This is a genomic window from Sphaerotilus sp., assembly GCF_013299175.1.
Taxonomy (GTDB): domain Bacteria; phylum Pseudomonadota; class Gammaproteobacteria; order Burkholderiales; family Burkholderiaceae_C; genus Sphaerotilus.
The window spans coordinates 61,302-76,411 of the sequence record NZ_JAAFKF010000003.1; the positions used below are offsets into that span (position 1 = coordinate 61,302).

General features: G+C 69.4%; 15 protein-coding genes. 7 read left to right on the forward strand and 8 right to left on the reverse strand.

Features of this window, described 5'->3' with window-relative positions:
* Positions 1-67: 67 nt before the first annotated feature.
* Positions 68-760 carry a YggS family pyridoxal phosphate-dependent enzyme gene (locus QZW52_RS01270; RefSeq protein ID WP_293994261.1) on the reverse strand — a complete coding sequence of 231 codons (693 nt, stop codon included), beginning with the start codon at positions 758-760 and terminating at the stop codon, positions 68-70.
* An 86-nt stretch (positions 761-846) separates the two neighbouring features.
* Between QZW52_RS01270 and QZW52_RS01275 the strand changes: the two genes are divergently transcribed.
* The 3 genes from QZW52_RS01275 to QZW52_RS01285 are packed head-to-tail and all read left to right on the forward strand — an operon-like array spanning position 847 to position 3,967.
* Positions 847-1,890 (forward strand): type IV pilus twitching motility protein PilT, encoded by a 1,044-nt coding sequence (locus QZW52_RS01275; RefSeq protein ID WP_293994263.1) that lies wholly within the window; start codon positions 847-849, stop codon positions 1,888-1,890.
* Between the two features lie 29 nt (positions 1,891-1,919).
* Positions 1,920-3,053, forward strand: coding sequence for a PilT/PilU family type 4a pilus ATPase (locus QZW52_RS01280; RefSeq protein WP_293994265.1), 1,134 nt, complete (start codon positions 1,920-1,922; stop codon positions 3,051-3,053).
* An 8-nt stretch (positions 3,054-3,061) separates the two neighbouring features.
* The gene (locus tag QZW52_RS01285) at positions 3,062-3,967 is read left to right on the forward strand and encodes an NAD(P)-dependent oxidoreductase (RefSeq protein ID WP_293994267.1); all 906 of its coding nucleotides are present in this window, start codon (positions 3,062-3,064) and stop codon (positions 3,965-3,967) included.
* Here QZW52_RS01285 and QZW52_RS01290 read toward each other — a convergent pair.
* The 3 genes from QZW52_RS01290 to QZW52_RS01300 all read right to left on the reverse strand — a co-directional run bounded on the left by QZW52_RS01290 (position 3,964) and on the right by QZW52_RS01300 (position 5,678).
* Entirely contained in the window at positions 3,964-4,593 is a 630-nt protein-coding gene (locus QZW52_RS01290) for a BON domain-containing protein (protein ID WP_293994270.1), read from the reverse strand. The two genes, QZW52_RS01285 and QZW52_RS01290, sit on opposite strands and share 4 nt — an antisense overlap.
* Positions 4,594-4,597: 4 nt before the next feature.
* On the reverse strand, positions 4,598-5,182 hold the full coding sequence (locus tag QZW52_RS01295) for a phosphoheptose isomerase (protein WP_293994272.1): 585 nt from the start codon (positions 5,180-5,182) through the stop codon (positions 4,598-4,600).
* Between the two features lie 79 nt (positions 5,183-5,261).
* On the reverse strand, positions 5,262-5,678 hold the full coding sequence (locus QZW52_RS01300) for a YraN family protein (RefSeq protein ID WP_293994274.1): 417 nt from the start codon (positions 5,676-5,678) through the stop codon (positions 5,262-5,264).
* Here QZW52_RS01300 and rsmI point away from each other — a divergent pair.
* The 4 genes from rsmI (at position 5,662) to QZW52_RS01320 (ending at position 10,997) form a co-directional block, all read left to right on the forward strand.
* Positions 5,662-6,696, forward strand: a complete 1,035-nt coding sequence (rsmI, locus tag QZW52_RS01305; RefSeq protein ID WP_293994276.1) for a 16S rRNA (cytidine(1402)-2'-O)-methyltransferase — start codon at positions 5,662-5,664, stop codon at positions 6,694-6,696. The two genes, QZW52_RS01300 and rsmI, sit on opposite strands and share 17 nt — an antisense overlap.
* A 14-nt stretch (positions 6,697-6,710) precedes the next feature.
* On the forward strand, positions 6,711-8,150 hold the full coding sequence (locus tag QZW52_RS01310; RefSeq protein ID WP_293994278.1) for a M16 family metallopeptidase: 1,440 nt from the start codon (positions 6,711-6,713) through the stop codon (positions 8,148-8,150).
* Positions 8,147-9,706, forward strand: coding sequence for a M16 family metallopeptidase (locus QZW52_RS01315; RefSeq protein WP_293994280.1), 1,560 nt, complete (start codon positions 8,147-8,149; stop codon positions 9,704-9,706). Before QZW52_RS01310 ends, QZW52_RS01315 begins: the two co-directional genes overlap by 4 nt.
* Positions 9,707-9,824: 118 nt before the next feature.
* Positions 9,825-10,997, forward strand: coding sequence for a glycosyltransferase (locus QZW52_RS01320; protein ID WP_293994282.1), 1,173 nt, complete (start codon positions 9,825-9,827; stop codon positions 10,995-10,997).
* A gap of 15 nt (positions 10,998-11,012) precedes the next feature.
* Here the strand turns inward: QZW52_RS01320 and QZW52_RS01325 are convergent, their stop codons facing one another.
* From QZW52_RS01325 to QZW52_RS01340, 4 genes are all read right to left on the reverse strand, one after another.
* Positions 11,013-11,726 (reverse strand): EAL domain-containing protein, encoded by a 714-nt coding sequence (locus QZW52_RS01325; RefSeq protein WP_293994284.1) that lies wholly within the window; start codon positions 11,724-11,726, stop codon positions 11,013-11,015.
* On the reverse strand, positions 11,723-12,919 hold the full coding sequence (locus tag QZW52_RS01330; protein WP_293994287.1) for a diguanylate phosphodiesterase: 1,197 nt from the start codon (positions 12,917-12,919) through the stop codon (positions 11,723-11,725). Before QZW52_RS01330 ends, QZW52_RS01325 begins: the two co-directional genes overlap by 4 nt.
* A gap of 26 nt (positions 12,920-12,945) precedes the next feature.
* Positions 12,946-13,506: a lipocalin family protein gene (locus tag QZW52_RS01335; RefSeq protein WP_293994289.1), complete on the reverse strand. Its 561-nt coding sequence runs from the start codon at positions 13,504-13,506 to the stop codon at positions 12,946-12,948.
* Positions 13,503-15,110, reverse strand: a 1,608-nt coding sequence (locus QZW52_RS01340; RefSeq protein ID WP_293994291.1) for a M3 family metallopeptidase, incomplete at its 5' end; no start/stop codon positions are given. The genes QZW52_RS01335 and QZW52_RS01340, both read right to left, overlap by 4 nt.

The window sequence follows — 15,110 nt, forward strand, 5'->3', positions numbered from 1 at the left end:
AGGCGGCGCCCTGCCACCTGTTGAACGTGCGGTTGTTCACGACAAGTTCAAGGGCTGCGCATGCCACTCAAGCCGCCCGTGCCCCGAAAATCGCCGTGCCGATGCGCACCACCGTCGCCCCTTCGGCCACGGCCGCCTCCAGGTCCGCGCTCATCCCCATTGACAGCGTGTCCAGCGCCAGCCCCTCGGTGTTGAGCTGGTCGAACAGAAGACGCAAGGCCCGGTGTGGCGCACGCTGGGCGTCGAGCGTGTCGGCCGGCTCGGGGATCGACATCAGCCCGCGCAGCCTGAGCCGCGGCAATGCGGCGACCGCGTGGGCCAGCGCCGGCACGTCCGCAGGCGCCACGCCGCTCTTGCTGTCCTCGCCGCTGATGTTGACCTGCAGGCACACGTTCAGCGGCGGCAGGTGGTCGGGGCGCTGCTCGCTCAGGCGCTGTGCGGTCTTCAGGCGATCGACGCTGTGGACCCAGTCGAAGGTTTCGGCGACGGCGCGGGTCTTGTTGCTCTGCAGCGGCCCGATCAGGTGCCACTGCAACACGGCGCGCAGATCGGCCAGCGCGGCGATCTTGTCCAGCCCTTCCTGCACATAGTTTTCGCCGAAGGCACAGAGTCCGGCCGCGTGGGCCTGGCGCACCGCCTCGGCCGTTTGCCGCTTGCTGACCGCCAGCAGCGCCACCGTGTCACCGGGGCGCCGTGCCGCGGAACAGGCCCGATTTAGCCGCGTTTGTGTGGCTTGTACGTTGTCGGAGATGGTCGTCATAATCGTCGAGATCGAAGTTTTCATTTTTTGCCACGTTTTCTTCGGGAAAATCGGTGTATTGACCGCCAGGTCCGAGGAGCCATTGCATGGATATCACACAGCTACTGACGTTTGCAGTTCGTAACAAGGCGTCAGACTTGCATCTGTCCGCGGGCATGCCGCCCATGATCCGCGTGCATGGCGATGTCCGCCGCCTCAACGTCGATCCGCTGCCCCACAAGCGCATCCACGAGATGGTCTACGACGTGATGAACGACTCGCAGCGCAAGAGCTACGAGGAGAGCATGGAATGCGATTTTTCCTTTGAGATTCAAGGACTTTCACGGTTTCGGGTGAATGCGTTCAACCAGAACCGCGGCGCCGGCGCGGTGTTCCGGACCATCCCGAGCAAGATCCTGACGCTCGAGGATCTCAACGCGCCCAAGGTGTTTGGCGAACTCGCGCTGAAACCCCGTGGCCTGGTGCTGGTGACAGGCCCGACCGGCTCCGGCAAGTCCACGACGCTGGCCGCGATGGTGAATCACCTCAACGAGTCGGAATATGGCCATATTCTGACCGTGGAAGATCCGATCGAATTTGTCCACGAATCCAAGAAATGCCTGGTGAACCAGCGCGAGGTGTTCACGCAGACCAAGTCGTTCGCTGCGGCGCTGCGCTCGGCCTTGCGCGAAGACCCGGACGCGATTCTGGTGGGCGAGCTGCGTGACCTGGAGACGATCCGGCTGGCGCTGACCGCGGCGGAAACCGGCCACCTCGTGTTCGGCACGCTGCACACGTCGAGCGCGGCCAAGACCATCGACCGGATCATCGATGTCTTCCCCGGCGACGAGAAGGACATGGTCCGCGCGATGCTGTCGGAGTCGCTCATGGCGGTGATTTCGCAGACGCTGTGCAAGAACCGCGACGGTACTGGCCGCGTCGCCGCGCACGAGATCATGCTGGGCACCCCGGCCATCCGCAACCTGATCCGCGAGGCCAAGGTGGCGCAGATGTACTCCGTCATCCAGACCGGTCAAGGGCAGGGGATGCAGACGCTCGACCAGAACCTCGCCGACCTCGTGCGCCGCAGCCAGATCACGCCGGCCGAGGCCCGCTCCAAGGCCCGCTCGCCCGAGAACTTCCCCGGCTGAGGCCGTTCCACCACCGAACCCTCCCCACCATGGAACGCGACCAGGCATCCAAATTCATCAATGATCTGCTGCGCCTGCTGGTTTCGCGCGGTGGCTCCGATCTGTTCCTCACCTGCGACTTTCCGCCGGCCGTCAAGGTCGATGGCAAGGTCGTCAAGGTCTCCCCGCAGCCGCTCTCCAGCCAGCACACGATGGCGCTGGCGCGCTCGGTCATGAACGACAAGCAGTCGGCCGAGTTCGAGCGCACCAAGGAGTGCAATTTCGCGATCTCGCCGCAGGGCATCGGGCGCTTCCGGGTGAACGCTTTCGTCCAGCAAGGGCAGGTGGGCATGGTGCTGCGGACCATCCCGAAAGACCTGCCCAGCATCGACAAGCTCGGCCTGCCCAGCATCCTCAAGGACATCACGATGTACAAGCGCGGGCTGGTCATCCTGGTCGGCGCCACGGGGTCCGGCAAGAGCACGACGCTGGCCTCGATGGTCGATTACCGCAACGAGACCGCCTGCGACCACATCATCACCATCGAAGATCCGGTCGAGTTCGTCCACCCGCACAAGAACTGCATCATCACGCAGCGCGAAGTCGGCATTGACACGCTGACCTGGGATGCCGCGCTCAAGAACACCCTGCGGCAAGCCCCCGACGTGATCCTGATGGGCGAGATCCGCGACCGCGAGACCATGCAGCACGCCGTGGCCTTTGCCGAGACCGGCCACCTCTGCATGGCCACGCTGCACGCCAACAGCGCCAACCAGGCCCTGGACCGCATCGTCAACTTCTTCCCCGAAGAGCGCCGCGACCAATTGCTGATGGACCTGTCGCTCAACCTGAAGGCGATGATCTCGCAGCGGCTCATTCCGCGCGAGGACGGGGCGGGGCGCATGGCGGCGGTCGAGATCTTGCTCAACACCCCCTTCATTTCCGACCTGATCTTCAAGGGCGAAGTCTCCGCCATCAAGGAAGTGATGAAGAAGGGCCGCGAGCACGGGATGCAGACGTTCGACCAGGCCCTGTTCGATCTGTTCGAGGGCTACTACATTACGGCGGCCGACGCGCTGCGCAATGCCGATTCGGTGAATGACCTGCGCTTGCAGATCAAGCTCAACAGCATGCGCGCACGCACCGGAGCGCCCACCGAAACCGGTGGTCTGAAGATCGTCTGACCCTCGACATGTCCAAAACCTACGACTCCGTTCCCGCCCGCGATGTGGCGTTCATTGGCCTGGGCGTGATGGGAGGGCCGATGGCGGGCCACCTCGCCCGCGCCGGCCACCGTGTCACCGTCTACAACCGCACCGCCGCCCGCGCCGACGCCTGGGTCGCGCAGCACGTGGCCGAAGGGCTGTCCGCCGCGATGGCGCTGACGCCGCGTGCAGCGGCGCAGCACGCCGACATCGTCTTCCTGTGCGTCGGCAACGACGAGGATCTGCGTTCGGTCGTGCTGGGGGCGGATGGCGCGCTCGCTGGCCTGCGTGCGGGCGGCCTGCTGGTGGACCACACCACCGCTTCGGCGGATGTGGCGCGCGAGCTGGCGGCGCTGGTCGCGGCCCAAGGGGGTCAGTTCATTGACGCGCCGGTGTCGGGTGGTCAGGCGGGCGCGGTCAACGGACTGCTGACCGTCATGTGCGGCGGTGACGCGGCGGCATTCGAGGTGATGAAACCGGTGGCGATGGCGTTTTCGCGTGCCGTCACGCTGCTGGGCGAGAGTGGTGCCGGACAGCTCGCCAAGATGGTCAACCAGATCTGCATCGCCGGGCTGGTGCAGGGTCTGTCGGAGGCGATCGCCTTCGGGCAGAACGCCGGGCTGGACATGCAGCAGGTGCTCGACGTGATCGGCAAGGGCGCTGCGCAGAGCTGGCAGATGGACAACCGCGGCAAGACGATGGTGAACGGCCAGTTCGACTTCGGCTTCGCGGTGGACTGGATGCGCAAGGATCTGGGCCTCGTGCTGGACGAGGCGCGCCGCAATGGTTCGCGGCTGCCGGTCACGGCGCTGGTGGACCAGTTCTACGCCGAGGTGCAGGCGCTGGGCGGACAGCGTTGGGACACGTCCAGCCTGATCAAGCGCCTGCGTTAACGCCCCTTGATGTTCTTGAGCTGCTCGGGGGTGATGGTCTCGACCAGCCGCACCACCTTCGCCACGCCCGGCACCGAACGCGCCAGTCCGATGGCGCGGCCAGCCTCCTCCTCGGTGACGCGGCCCATCAGGTAGACGACGCCCCGCTCGGCCACCACCGTGAACGCATTGGCCGACAGTCCGGCCGTGTCCACGAACGTGGCCTTGATCTTGCCGACCAGCAGCAGATCGCGCGAGCGGTCGCTGGTGGAGGTCGGCCACATCACGGCCAGCTCGTTGACCACCGACTTCACGCCGTCGATCCTGGTGATGGCCTGCTCGATGGCGGCCTTGTCCGCCTCGTTGTAGACCTCGCCGGTCAGCAGCACCTGGCGCTGGTAGCTGGTGACGTTGACATGCGAGCGTTCACCGGCCGTGGCGCGGACGCGCTGGTTGGCCTTCAGCTCGATCGTCTCGTCTTCGAGCTGCACGCCCGAGCTGCGCCGATCCGTCACCACCATCGCGCCACCCATGGCCGCGCCGCCCACCAGCAGCGGCGCGCAGCCAGTCAGGGACGTACACAGTGCCGCGGCGCCGATCAGTGCGGCCAGCGTGGTGTTCAGTCGGGCGTGGTTCAGCAGGGCCATCGGGTCATTCTCCAAGCAGTAAGACATCGACCGCATCGCACAGGCAATGCAGGACCAGCAGGTGGACCTCCTGGATGCGTGCAGTGCGGTCGTGCGGGACGCAGAGGTGGACATCGCCCTCGTTCAGCGCGCCCGCGACCTTGCCTCCGCCGTTGCCGGTGAGCGCCACGACGACCATGTCCTTCTGGTGCGCCGCGTCGATCGCTTCGAGGATGTTGGCCGCGTTGCCGCTGGTGGTGATGGCCAGCAGCACATCCCCCGGCTGGCCCAGCGCCTGCACCTGCTTGGCGTAGAGCTGGTCGAGGGCCTGGTCATGGCCGATCGCGGCCAGGATCGACGTGTCGGTGGACAGCGACAGGGCGGCCAGACCTGGGCGCTCACGCTCGAAGCAGCCAACGAAACTCGCGGCGAAATGCTGTGCATCTCCGGCAGAGCTGCCACTGCCGCAAGCCAGTGCCTTGCCGCCAGACGTGATGGCGTTCAGCAGCACATGGGCCGCGTCGCTCACGGGGCGCGTGAGCACCTCCGCGGCGGCGTATTTCAGGTCGGCGCTGTCGAAAAAGTGTTGTTGTATGCGTTGCTCAAGCATGGGTCGATGATATGCCAGCCCAGGCGTCACCCGATTGCTGCCAGATTGCGGCCAGATTTCCCCCGCGTTTCCCCACGGTTCAGATGGCATCGAAGGCCGCGACCAGCCACGTCAGGTCGTCGCCGTCGATGGCCACCACGTCGAAGCGGCACGGCGGCCAGACCCGGCAATGGCGCTGCAGGTAGTGGCGCGCGGCGTAGATGACACGCGCTTGCTTGGGCCGTGTCACGCTGGCCGCGGCGCCGCCGTGGTCGAAGCGGGCGCGCTGGCGGACCTCGACGAAGACCAGCGTGCCCTCGCGGTCCCGGTCGCGCATGATCAGATCGACTTCACCGGCCCGCGCCGAGGGACCGGCCGCCACCCGATAATTGCGCTGCACCAGCACGAGTCCTTGCTGCTGCAGGTGCGCCAGGGCGCGCGCCTCGCCGGCATCGCCGATGTCCTTCTTGTCACCGCCCCTGTCACCGCGATTGCTGCCCGTGAGCCTCGATACCATCGTTTCCCCCCTGATCCTGCAAGCCGCCAACGCCGCTGCAGGGCACCAGCAGCACCCTGCCTCGGCACTGTATGTCGTGGCGACCCCCATCGGCAACATGGCCGACATGAGTTTGCGCGCCATCCATGTGCTGTCGATCGTGGACGCCGTGGCCTGCGAGGACACGCGGGTCAGCGCCGGCTTGCTGCAGCGGCTGGGGCTGCACCGCCCGCTCATGGCCCTGCACGAGCACAACGAGGAGTCCGCCGCGCCGCAGGTGATCGAGCGCCTGGCCCGTGGCGAGCGCGTGGCCTATGTCAGCGACGCGGGCACACCGGCCATCTCCGATCCGGGCGCGCGGCTGGTGGCCGCGGTGCGGGCAGCGGGTTTCCGCGTGGTGCCGCTGCCGGGTGCCAGCAGCGTGGTGACGGCGCTCAGCGCCGCGGGTGACGTGGCCGGTGGCGGGTTCCGCTTCGTCGGCTTCGTCTCGCCCAAGGCGGCGGCGCGGCTGCAGGATCTCCAGCACCTCGGCGCCGATCCGGGCACTTGCGTGCTGTTCGAGGCACCGCACCGCATCGACGCCCTGGCCGCCGCGCTGGCCGAGGCGCTGCCGACACGCCGGCTGACCGTCTGCCGCGAGCTGACCAAGCAGTTCGAGTCCATCCACACGCTCGACTGCGCGGCCTTCCCCGCCTGGCTGGCCGCCGATGCGGACCACCGGCGCGGCGAGTTCGTGCTGGTGCTCCATGCCCGCGGGGCGGCCGAGGCGGTGCAGGGCGGTGCCGACACGGTTTCCACCGACCACCTGCTGCGCACGCTGATGGCCGAGCTGCCGCTCAAGCAGGCGGTGTCGCTGGCCGCGCAGGCCACGGGCGGCGCGCGCAATGGGTTGTACGAGCGCGCACTCGTGCTGCGGCAGGAGGCGGACGCCGCGGAGGCTGGAGACGGTACCCCTGCTGCCCTCGGCGCCGCTGCACGGCCGGCACCGGACCTGCCGCCCTCGCGCCTGCCCGACCGGCGCGGCCGTTCGCGGCGCTGAAGCGGGACGCCCGGATGCAGCGCCGCCAGATGCTCCGGCACGGCACCGCCCTGTGGCTGGGCAGTGCGGGCGGCTGCGGGACAGCGACTGCTGCACCGGTGCGGTTGCGGTTGCCGGGGCTGGTGCCGCGGGTGCGGACGCTGCGCAACGGGCTGCAGGTGGTCGTGCTGCCGGACGGGCCGCTGGCCGAGCAGCCGGGATCGGGCATGGCCGCGGTGCAGGTCTGGTACCGCGTGGGCGGCAAGGACGATCCACCCGGCCGCTCCGGCTTCGCGCACCTGTTCGAACACCTCATGTTCAAGCGCACCCGCCACCTCGCCGACGAAGCCTTCGACCGGCTCACCGAGGACGTGGGCGGCGAGAACAACGCCTTCACCACCGAGGACGCGACCGTGTTCCTCAACACCGTGCCGGCCCACCACGTCGAGCGCCTGCTCTGGGCCGAATCCGAGCGCATGGCCCAACTCCAGGTCAGTGCGCCGCAGTTCCACAGCGAGCGCGCCGTGGTCGAGGCGGAGTTCCGGCAGAAGGTGCTGGCCGACCCCTATGGGCGGCTGTTCCATGGCATGGCACCCGCCTTCTGGCAGGTCCACCCCTATCGGCGCCCCGTCATCGGCAGCGTGGACGACCTCCACGCCGCCAGCCTCGACGACGTGCGCCGCTTCCACGCCACCTACTACCGGCCGGACAACGCGACGCTGATCGTCGCTGGCGCGGTCGATCCGGTCCAGGTCGATGCCTGGGTGGACCGCCATTTCGGCGCACGCGTGTCGCCGGACACCCCGGTGCCGCGGGTCGGCGTGCGCGAGCCGCGCCGCGACCGCGACCAGCAGGTCACGCTGACGGCGCCCCAGGTGCCCGCGCCAGCGCTGGCCTTGCTGTGGCTGGCGCCGGGTGCGGCCCATGCCGATGCGGCGGCGCTGCGGGTGGCGGCGGCGCTGCTGGGGGAGGGCGAGTCGTCGCGGCTGTCGGCCGGGTTGGTCGAGCGGGTGCCGCTGGCGCAGAGCGCGGGCTTCGGCGCGGAGCTGCAGGTGGACGCCGGGATGCTCAGTGCCTGGGCGATCGCGGCCGGCCCCTCGGTGATCGGCGGGGATGCGCGGCACGATCCGCGGTTGCCCCTGCTGGAAACCGCGCTGCTGCGGGCCATCCACCGGCTCGCCCACGGACCCATCCCCATCGGCGAGCTGGACAAGGTCCGCACGCAACTGCTGACCGAGGCGCTGGTGGCGCGCCAGACCGCCGAGGGCCGTGCGCTGGCGCTGGGCTGGGCGGTGGTGCGCCGGCAGGATGCGCGCGCGGTCGATGCCGAGCTGGTGCAACTGCAGGCGGTGCGGGCGGAGGATGTCCAGCGGGTGCTGCGCGCGCATGTGCTGGGCGCGCACCGGGTCACGCTGCGCTATGTGCAAGGCATGCAAGGCATGCAAGGCTTGTCCGGCGGTGGTGCGCGGCCATGAAGCGGCGCACCTTCGGGCACTGGCTGGTGCGGCAGGGCGGGGCCGTCGTGCTGGGCGCGGGGGCGGGCGGTTGTGCGGCGCCGGTGTCGCGGCCGGTGTCGAACGTCGCCGTGGCCGGGCAGGCCGCCACACGGACGCCCGACGAGACCGTGTCCGCCAGGCCGGCTTCGCCGCTGCCCGAGCCGGGGCCGCCGCCGGTCCTGCACATCCCCGCGCGCACCGAGGAGCGGCTCGGCGACCACGGCCTGACGCTGACCGTGGCGCCCCGGCCGGGCCTGCCGCTGGTGAGCGTGGCGCTGGTGCTGCGCTGCGGGTCGGCGTTCGATCCGCCGGGTCGGCGTGGCACGGCCGAGCTGATGGTGCAGTGCTGGATGCGGGGCGTGCTGCGGCGTGGACGGCCCGTGGAGGGCGTGGCGCTGGCGCGGCAGGCACAAGCCCTGGGTGGCGCGGTCTCCGTCCGGGTGGAGGAGCGGTGGACCATGCTGGAGATGACGGTGCTGGCCCCGCGGGCGGGAGCGGCGCTGGCGCTGCTGTCGGACGTGCTGCGGCATCCGCTGCTGGCGCCTGCCGACCTGCCGGGCCTGAGGGGGCAGGCCCGGGACGCACTCGCGCTGCGGCTGCAAGACCCCGCGCAGCTCGCCGCGCTGGTGGCCCGCCGCACGGCCTGGGGCGCCGAGTCGCCGGGCAGCGTGACCACGCCGGCCAGCCTGATGGCCGTGCGCCACGAGGACGTGCTGGCCCTGCACCGCCGCTGGGTGCGGCCGGATCGGGTGGCGGTGGTGCTGGCCGGGGACATCGACGTGGCGGGGGCGCGGGCGCTGGCCGGGCCGGTGCTGGAGGGCTGGGCGCGGCCGGCGGAGCCGCTGGCCGCGGAACCGGCCGAACCCGGCGCGCTGCCCGAGCCGCTGCTGCCCCAGACCCTGCTGCTCCACCTGCCGGCGGTGGCACAGACCAGCGTGCTGGTCTGTGCCCCCTTTGTCGGCACCGAGGCGGCCGACCACGCCGCCGGCACGCTGGCCGCCGCGGTGGTCGGGGCGGGCCACTCGGCGCGGCTGAACCAGGAGGTGCGCGTGCGGCGCGGCCTGTCCTACGGCGTGACCGGCCGCACCGAGCCGCAGCGCCTGACCGGGCTGTTCGTCGCCTCGGCGCAGACCGAGCACGCCCATGCGGCCGAGGTCGCGGCGCTGATGCAGACCCAGCTCCTGGCACTGGCGCAGCAGCCGGTCGGTTCGGCGGAGCTGGTGGCACGCCGGGCGGCCATGATCGGCGCACTGGCGCGCCAGCTCGACACCACCAGCGGCCTCGTGGCCCGCATCGGCGAGGAATGGGCGCTGGGCCACCCGGTGGAGTGGCTGTCGCGCTGGCCGGCACGGCTGGAGGCGGTCAGCCCGGCCCAGGTGCGCGCCTTTGCCCAGCAGCACTGGACCGCCGCGCGGCTGCGCACCGTCATCGCCGGACCCGTGGACCGGATCTTTGCGGCCACGGCATGGCCGGCGGGGGCGGTGCGGCTGGAGGCGTCGGCCTTGGTGCTCGACAGTCCGAGCCTGCGCCGCTGAAGTCTGGAACCTCTGAACGGCTGAAGGGTTGGGCAGGAGTCAGGCTGTTGCGGGCATGGGCGCGGGTGGTTTGCCGCGACAATTCGGCCCAATTCGACTTCCCCTGCCCGAGCCTCCGATGCTGCGCATAGCCCTCGTCACCCCCATGCTGCCCGTTCCGCACGACCAGACGCGGGGCCGCTACATCCACGAAACCGCCCGTTCGCTCGGCAAGCTCGCCACGGTGAAGACGTTCTTCCAGACGATGCAGTACCCGCGCATCCCCGGGTTCAAGCCGCGCAGCTTCATTTACGGCTCGGTCGGGCCGGACTACACGCTCGACGGCTGCGATGTCGAGGCGTTCACCTTTCCCGGCGTGCCGGTGGTGAGCCGCGGCTACAACGGCCACATCGCCAGCCTGGCCCTGACGCCGCGGGTCCGGCGTTTCAAGCCCGATCTCGTGCTGGCGTACTGGGTCTATCCCGATGGGTTTGCCGCCTTGCGCACGGCGCGGGCGCTGGGGGTGCCGTGCATCGTCGGGGCGCTGGGGTCGGACATCCATGTGCGCTCCGGCATCAACGACAAGATGACCCGCCGCACCATCGGTGGCATCGATGCACTGCTGACCGTGAGCGAAGCGATGCGCCAGTACGCGATCCGCGAATTCGACGCACCGGCCGACAAGGTCCACACCATCATCAACGGCTTCAACACCGCCGTCTTCAAGCCGCTGGACCAGCCGGCGCTGCGGGCCAAGTGGGGCGTGAAGCCGGACGAGAAGCTGATCGTCTACGTGGGCCGCTTCGTCGAGGCGAAGGGGATGCGCGAGCTGATCACCGCCTTCCAGCAGCTCGCCAAGGACGATCCCAAGGTCACGCTGGCCCTGGTCGGCGACGGCGTGATGAAGGACGAGCTGATGGCGCTGGTGGCCTCGACCGGGCTGACCGGGCGGGTCCACCTGCCCGGTGGCCAGGCACCGGAGCAGGTCGCCGAGTGGATCAACGCCGCCGACGTGCTGACGCTGCCGAGCTGGAGCGAGGGCTATCCGAACGTGGTGGTGGAGGGCGTGGCGTGCGGGCGGCCAGTGGTGGCGACCGACGTGGGCGGCACCCGCGAGATCCTGCACGCGGACAACGGCATCCTGATTCCGCCGAAGAACGCCGAGGCGCTGGCGCAGGCACTGCGGCAGGCGCTCGACCAGCCCTGGGACCGCCCCGCGATCGCCGCCGCCATGAGCCGCACCTGGGACGACGTGGCGGTGGAGACGCTGGCGGTGTGCGAGCAGGTGGCGCGCACTGGCCCGCGGCGCTGACGGGCGCCGTGCGGCTCAGCTCTGCGTGGGGTAGAACGCCAGCGGCATCTGCCGCAGGCCGGGCCGGGCGAACAGGTAGCCCTGGAACAGCTCGACGCCCTCCTGGCGGAACCACCAGTACTCGGCTTCGGTTTCCACACCCTCCGCGATGACGTCGATGCCGAGATCGAGGCAGGTGCGGTGGATGCCGCGCACGATGGCCTGGCGCGGGCCGCGGCTCTCGATGCCGCGCACCAGCGTCATGTCCAGCTTGATCGCGTCGGGCTGGAACTCCGCCAGCAGGTTCAGCCCCGCGTAGCCCGCACCGAAATCGTCGATGGCCAGGCGCACACCCGAAGCCCGGCAGGCGTTGATCTGCTCGGAGAACTGGCGCAGGTCGTCGATGATCTCGTTCTCGGTGATCTCCAGCGTGATGTGGTCGGGCGGCATGCCGCAGTCCTCGGCCATGGCCAGTGTCGAGGAGATGGCGTCGGGAGAGAGCGCCAGGCTGCGCGGCATCAGGTTCAGGTTCAGGTGACACGGCCCGCCCAGCGTCGAGGCCAGCCGGATGGCCTCCCGGCGCAACTGCAGGTCGAGTGTGTGCAGGTCGAGCGGATCGACCTGGCTGAGCACCTGGTGGGCCGATTCACCGTGCAGGCCACGCACCAGGGCCTCGAACGAGATGATTTCGCCGCTCGTGACCTTGACGATCGGCTGGAACGCGAAGGTGAAGGGAGGCTGGTGGGTCACGCGCTGGTTCCGGCTGGCCGTTGCAGGCTGTGGTGGAGCATTTCGAACAAGGCGGGGCCGATCAGCGGTCCCTGGAAGAAGGTGATGCCCTCTGCCCGGAGCCAATCGTATTCGGCCGGCGTGGCCACATGCTTGGCGATGACATCGATGCCCAGATCGTCACAGGTCTGGAGGATGCCCCGCACGATGGCCTGGCGTGGACCGCTGGATTCGATGCCACGCACCAGGTTTTCGTTGAGCGCGATGCTGTCGGGCTGCAGGCTCTCGACCTGGTTCAGCCCCGAGCGGCCGGCGCCGAAATGGTCGAGGCAGATCTTCAGGCCCGCGGCGCGGTACTGCTGGATGATGGACGCCAGGACCAGCGGATCACCGGTCATCCGGTCTTGATCGACGGCGATGGTGATGCGCTCGGGTGCTACGCCACATTGCGTGGCCGTGTCCAGCACCGAGTGCAGCGCCTGCGCGGCCTGGTGTGGGTGGTGGGCGGCCAGGCCGAGCGTCAGGCCGGTCGTCAGACCCAGGCGTGCGGCCAGACCGATGGCCAGCACGCGGGCCTCCAGGTCGAGCCGGGCGCGGTCCTGTTGCGTGACGCACTGGGCCAGGACAGCGTCGGGTGGGTCACCGTCCTGGGTACACAGGTGGGCCTCGTGCGAGACAACGGTCTCCTGATCGGCGTCATAGACCGGTGCGAAGGCGAAGGAGATGGGCGGGCGCTCGGGCAACGCCGGCTCCCGGCGTGCTGCCGAGGTCTGGGCCCCTGTCAGACGGCTGCGCCAGCGTCCTTCCTTGAAGGCCCAGAGCAGCTTCTTGGCACGGCCCTGGTTCAGGCGTGTCAGACAGGCGCCTCCCGTGAAGAAGTCGTTGGCACCGTCGATCTCGGCCAGCTCTTCCGGCGTCACCTGGGGATGGCCCATGCTCCAGTCGCTGAAGGCGCGGCGCTGGATAGGTTCACGGATGATCGTGACGATCTGGGTATGGCGCGGGTCGGCGCAGATTGTCTGGAACACGGCCCCGACCGATTCTGGCTCGCCTTCGAGCACCTGCAGGAAGCTGCCGTCCACATGGAGCAACATGCCCGTCACCCCCTGCATGGCGTTCTTGGTGCGTGCGTGCGCGAGCAGCGTGGCCAGATCTTCATTGGAGAAGGCCCGGGTGGCGGCGCTGCTGTAGATCAGGTGGGTCAGGGCAGGCATGGCGATGCGGTGCAGTCGAGAACGGTTCAGTCTAGCGGTTGACTCTGGGGTGTGGCCTTGAATGTCGTGCGGGCGTAGCCCAGTGCCTCGGCGCGGGCGAGCGCCGTTTCCAGATCGGCCGGCGCGATGGCCGGTGTGCGCGAGAGCACCCAGCCGAACCGGCGCGTCGGCTCGCCCACCAGCACCCAGCGGTAGTCCGGCCCGAGCGCCAGCACCCAGTAGTCGCCGTAGAACGGGCGGAAGAAACTCACCCGCAGCTTGGCGTTGCCGCTGTCGGGGACGACCTTGGCGATGCCTGTGATGCCGTCCACCTTGCCGTCCGCGGTGCGGCAGCGGTTGACGACTTCGATGTCGGCGCCCGTCTGGCGGTAGCGGGCCTGGGTGTCGGCCACGCACTGCTTCTGGAAGCGGTTGGGCAGCGCGGCGACTTCGTACCAGGCGCCGGCATAACGCGCCAGATCAACGGAGGGCACCGTCGGCAGCGGCGGATTCGGGGGCGAGGCGCAGCCGGCCAGCCCCGCGAGTGCCGCCGCGGCGATCAGTGCGGCGAGGCGCCCGGTGTGCTGGGTGAGGTGTTGAACGTTCATCCTGCCATTCCCTGGTGTCGGAGCAAGGCGTCGATGTTCGGCTCACGCCCGCGGAACGCCTTGAAGTTGTCGATGGCGTCCCGCGCGCCGCCTGCTTCGAGGATCTCGCGCCGGTAGCGGCGGCCCGTCTCCGGGTTCAGCACGCCTTCCTCCTCGAACGCGCTCCAGGCGTCCGCGCTCAGCAGCTCCGCCCACTTGTAGCTGTAGTAACCCGCCGAGTAGCCGCCCGCGAAGATGTGCGAGAAGGTGTGCTGGAAGCGGTTGAACGCAGGGGGTTTCAGCACCGCCACCTCGTCGCGCACTTCGTCCACCACCTGCTGCACACGCCCGTCGCTGCCCGGCTCGGCGTGCAGCCGCATGTCGAGCAGCGAGAACTCCACCTGCCGCAGCGTCATCATCCCGCTCTGGAAGTTCTTGGCCGCCGTCATCTTGTCGAACAGCGCCCGCGGCAGCGGCTCGCCGGTCTCCACATGGGCGGTCATGTGCTTGAGCACCTCCCACTCCCAGCAGAAGTTCTCCATGAACTGGCTCGGCAGCTCCACCGCGTCCCACTCCACGCCCGAGATGCCCGACACGCCCAGTTCGCTGACCTGCGTGAGCATGTGGTGCAGGCCGTGGCCGAACTCGTGGAACAGCGTCTGCACCTCGTCGTGCGTCAGCAGCGCCGGTTTGTCGCCGACCGGCGTCGAGAAGTTGCACACCAGGTGCGCGACCGGTGTCTGCAGCAGGCCGGTGTCCGGGCGCAGCCAGCGGCCCTTCACGTCGTCCATCCACGCGCCGGGGCGCTTGCCCGAACGGGCATGCGGGTCGAGGTAGAACTGGCCAATGAGCTGGCCAGCGCGCTCGATGCGGTAGAAGCGCACCGAGTCGTGCCACACCGGCGCGGTGTCCGGCCGGATTGCGACCTCGAACAGCGTCTCGATGATGCGGAACAGGCCGTCGAGCACCTTCGGCTCGGTGAAATACTGCTTCACCTCCTGGTCACTGAAGGCGTAGCGGGCTTCCTTGAGCTTCTCGCTGGCGTAGGCGGAATCCCAGGATTGCAGGTCCGCCAGCCCCAGTTCGGTCGCGGCGAATTCGCGCAACTCGGCCAGATCGCGTTCGGCATACGGACGGGCGCGGCGGGCGAGGTCGCGCAGGAAGGTCAGCACCTGCGCCGGGCTCTCGGCCATCTTGGGCACCAGCGACACGTCGGCGTAGCTCGGGTAGCCCAGCAGCGTCGCCTCTTCCTGCCGCAGACGCAGCAGCTCGGCCATCACCGGGCCGTTGTCGCGCTCGGGCGGACCGGCTTCGCAGGCGCGGGTGACGTAGGCGGTGTAGAGCTGCTCGCGCAAGCGCCGGTTGTCGGCGTACTGCATCACCGGCAGGTAGACCGGCATGTGCAGCGTCAGCTTGTGGCCGTCCTTGCCTTCGGCTTCAGCGGCGGCGCGGGTGGCGGCCTTCACGTCGCCGGGCACGCCGGTCAGTTCGTCGGCGCTGGCGTAGTGCGTGAAGCTGTCGGTCGCGTCGAGCACATGCTCGGAGAACTTCTGGCCCAGGTCGGCCATCTGCTCCTGGATCCCGGCGAAGCGGGCCTTGGCCTCGCCCTGCAACTCGGCGCCGGA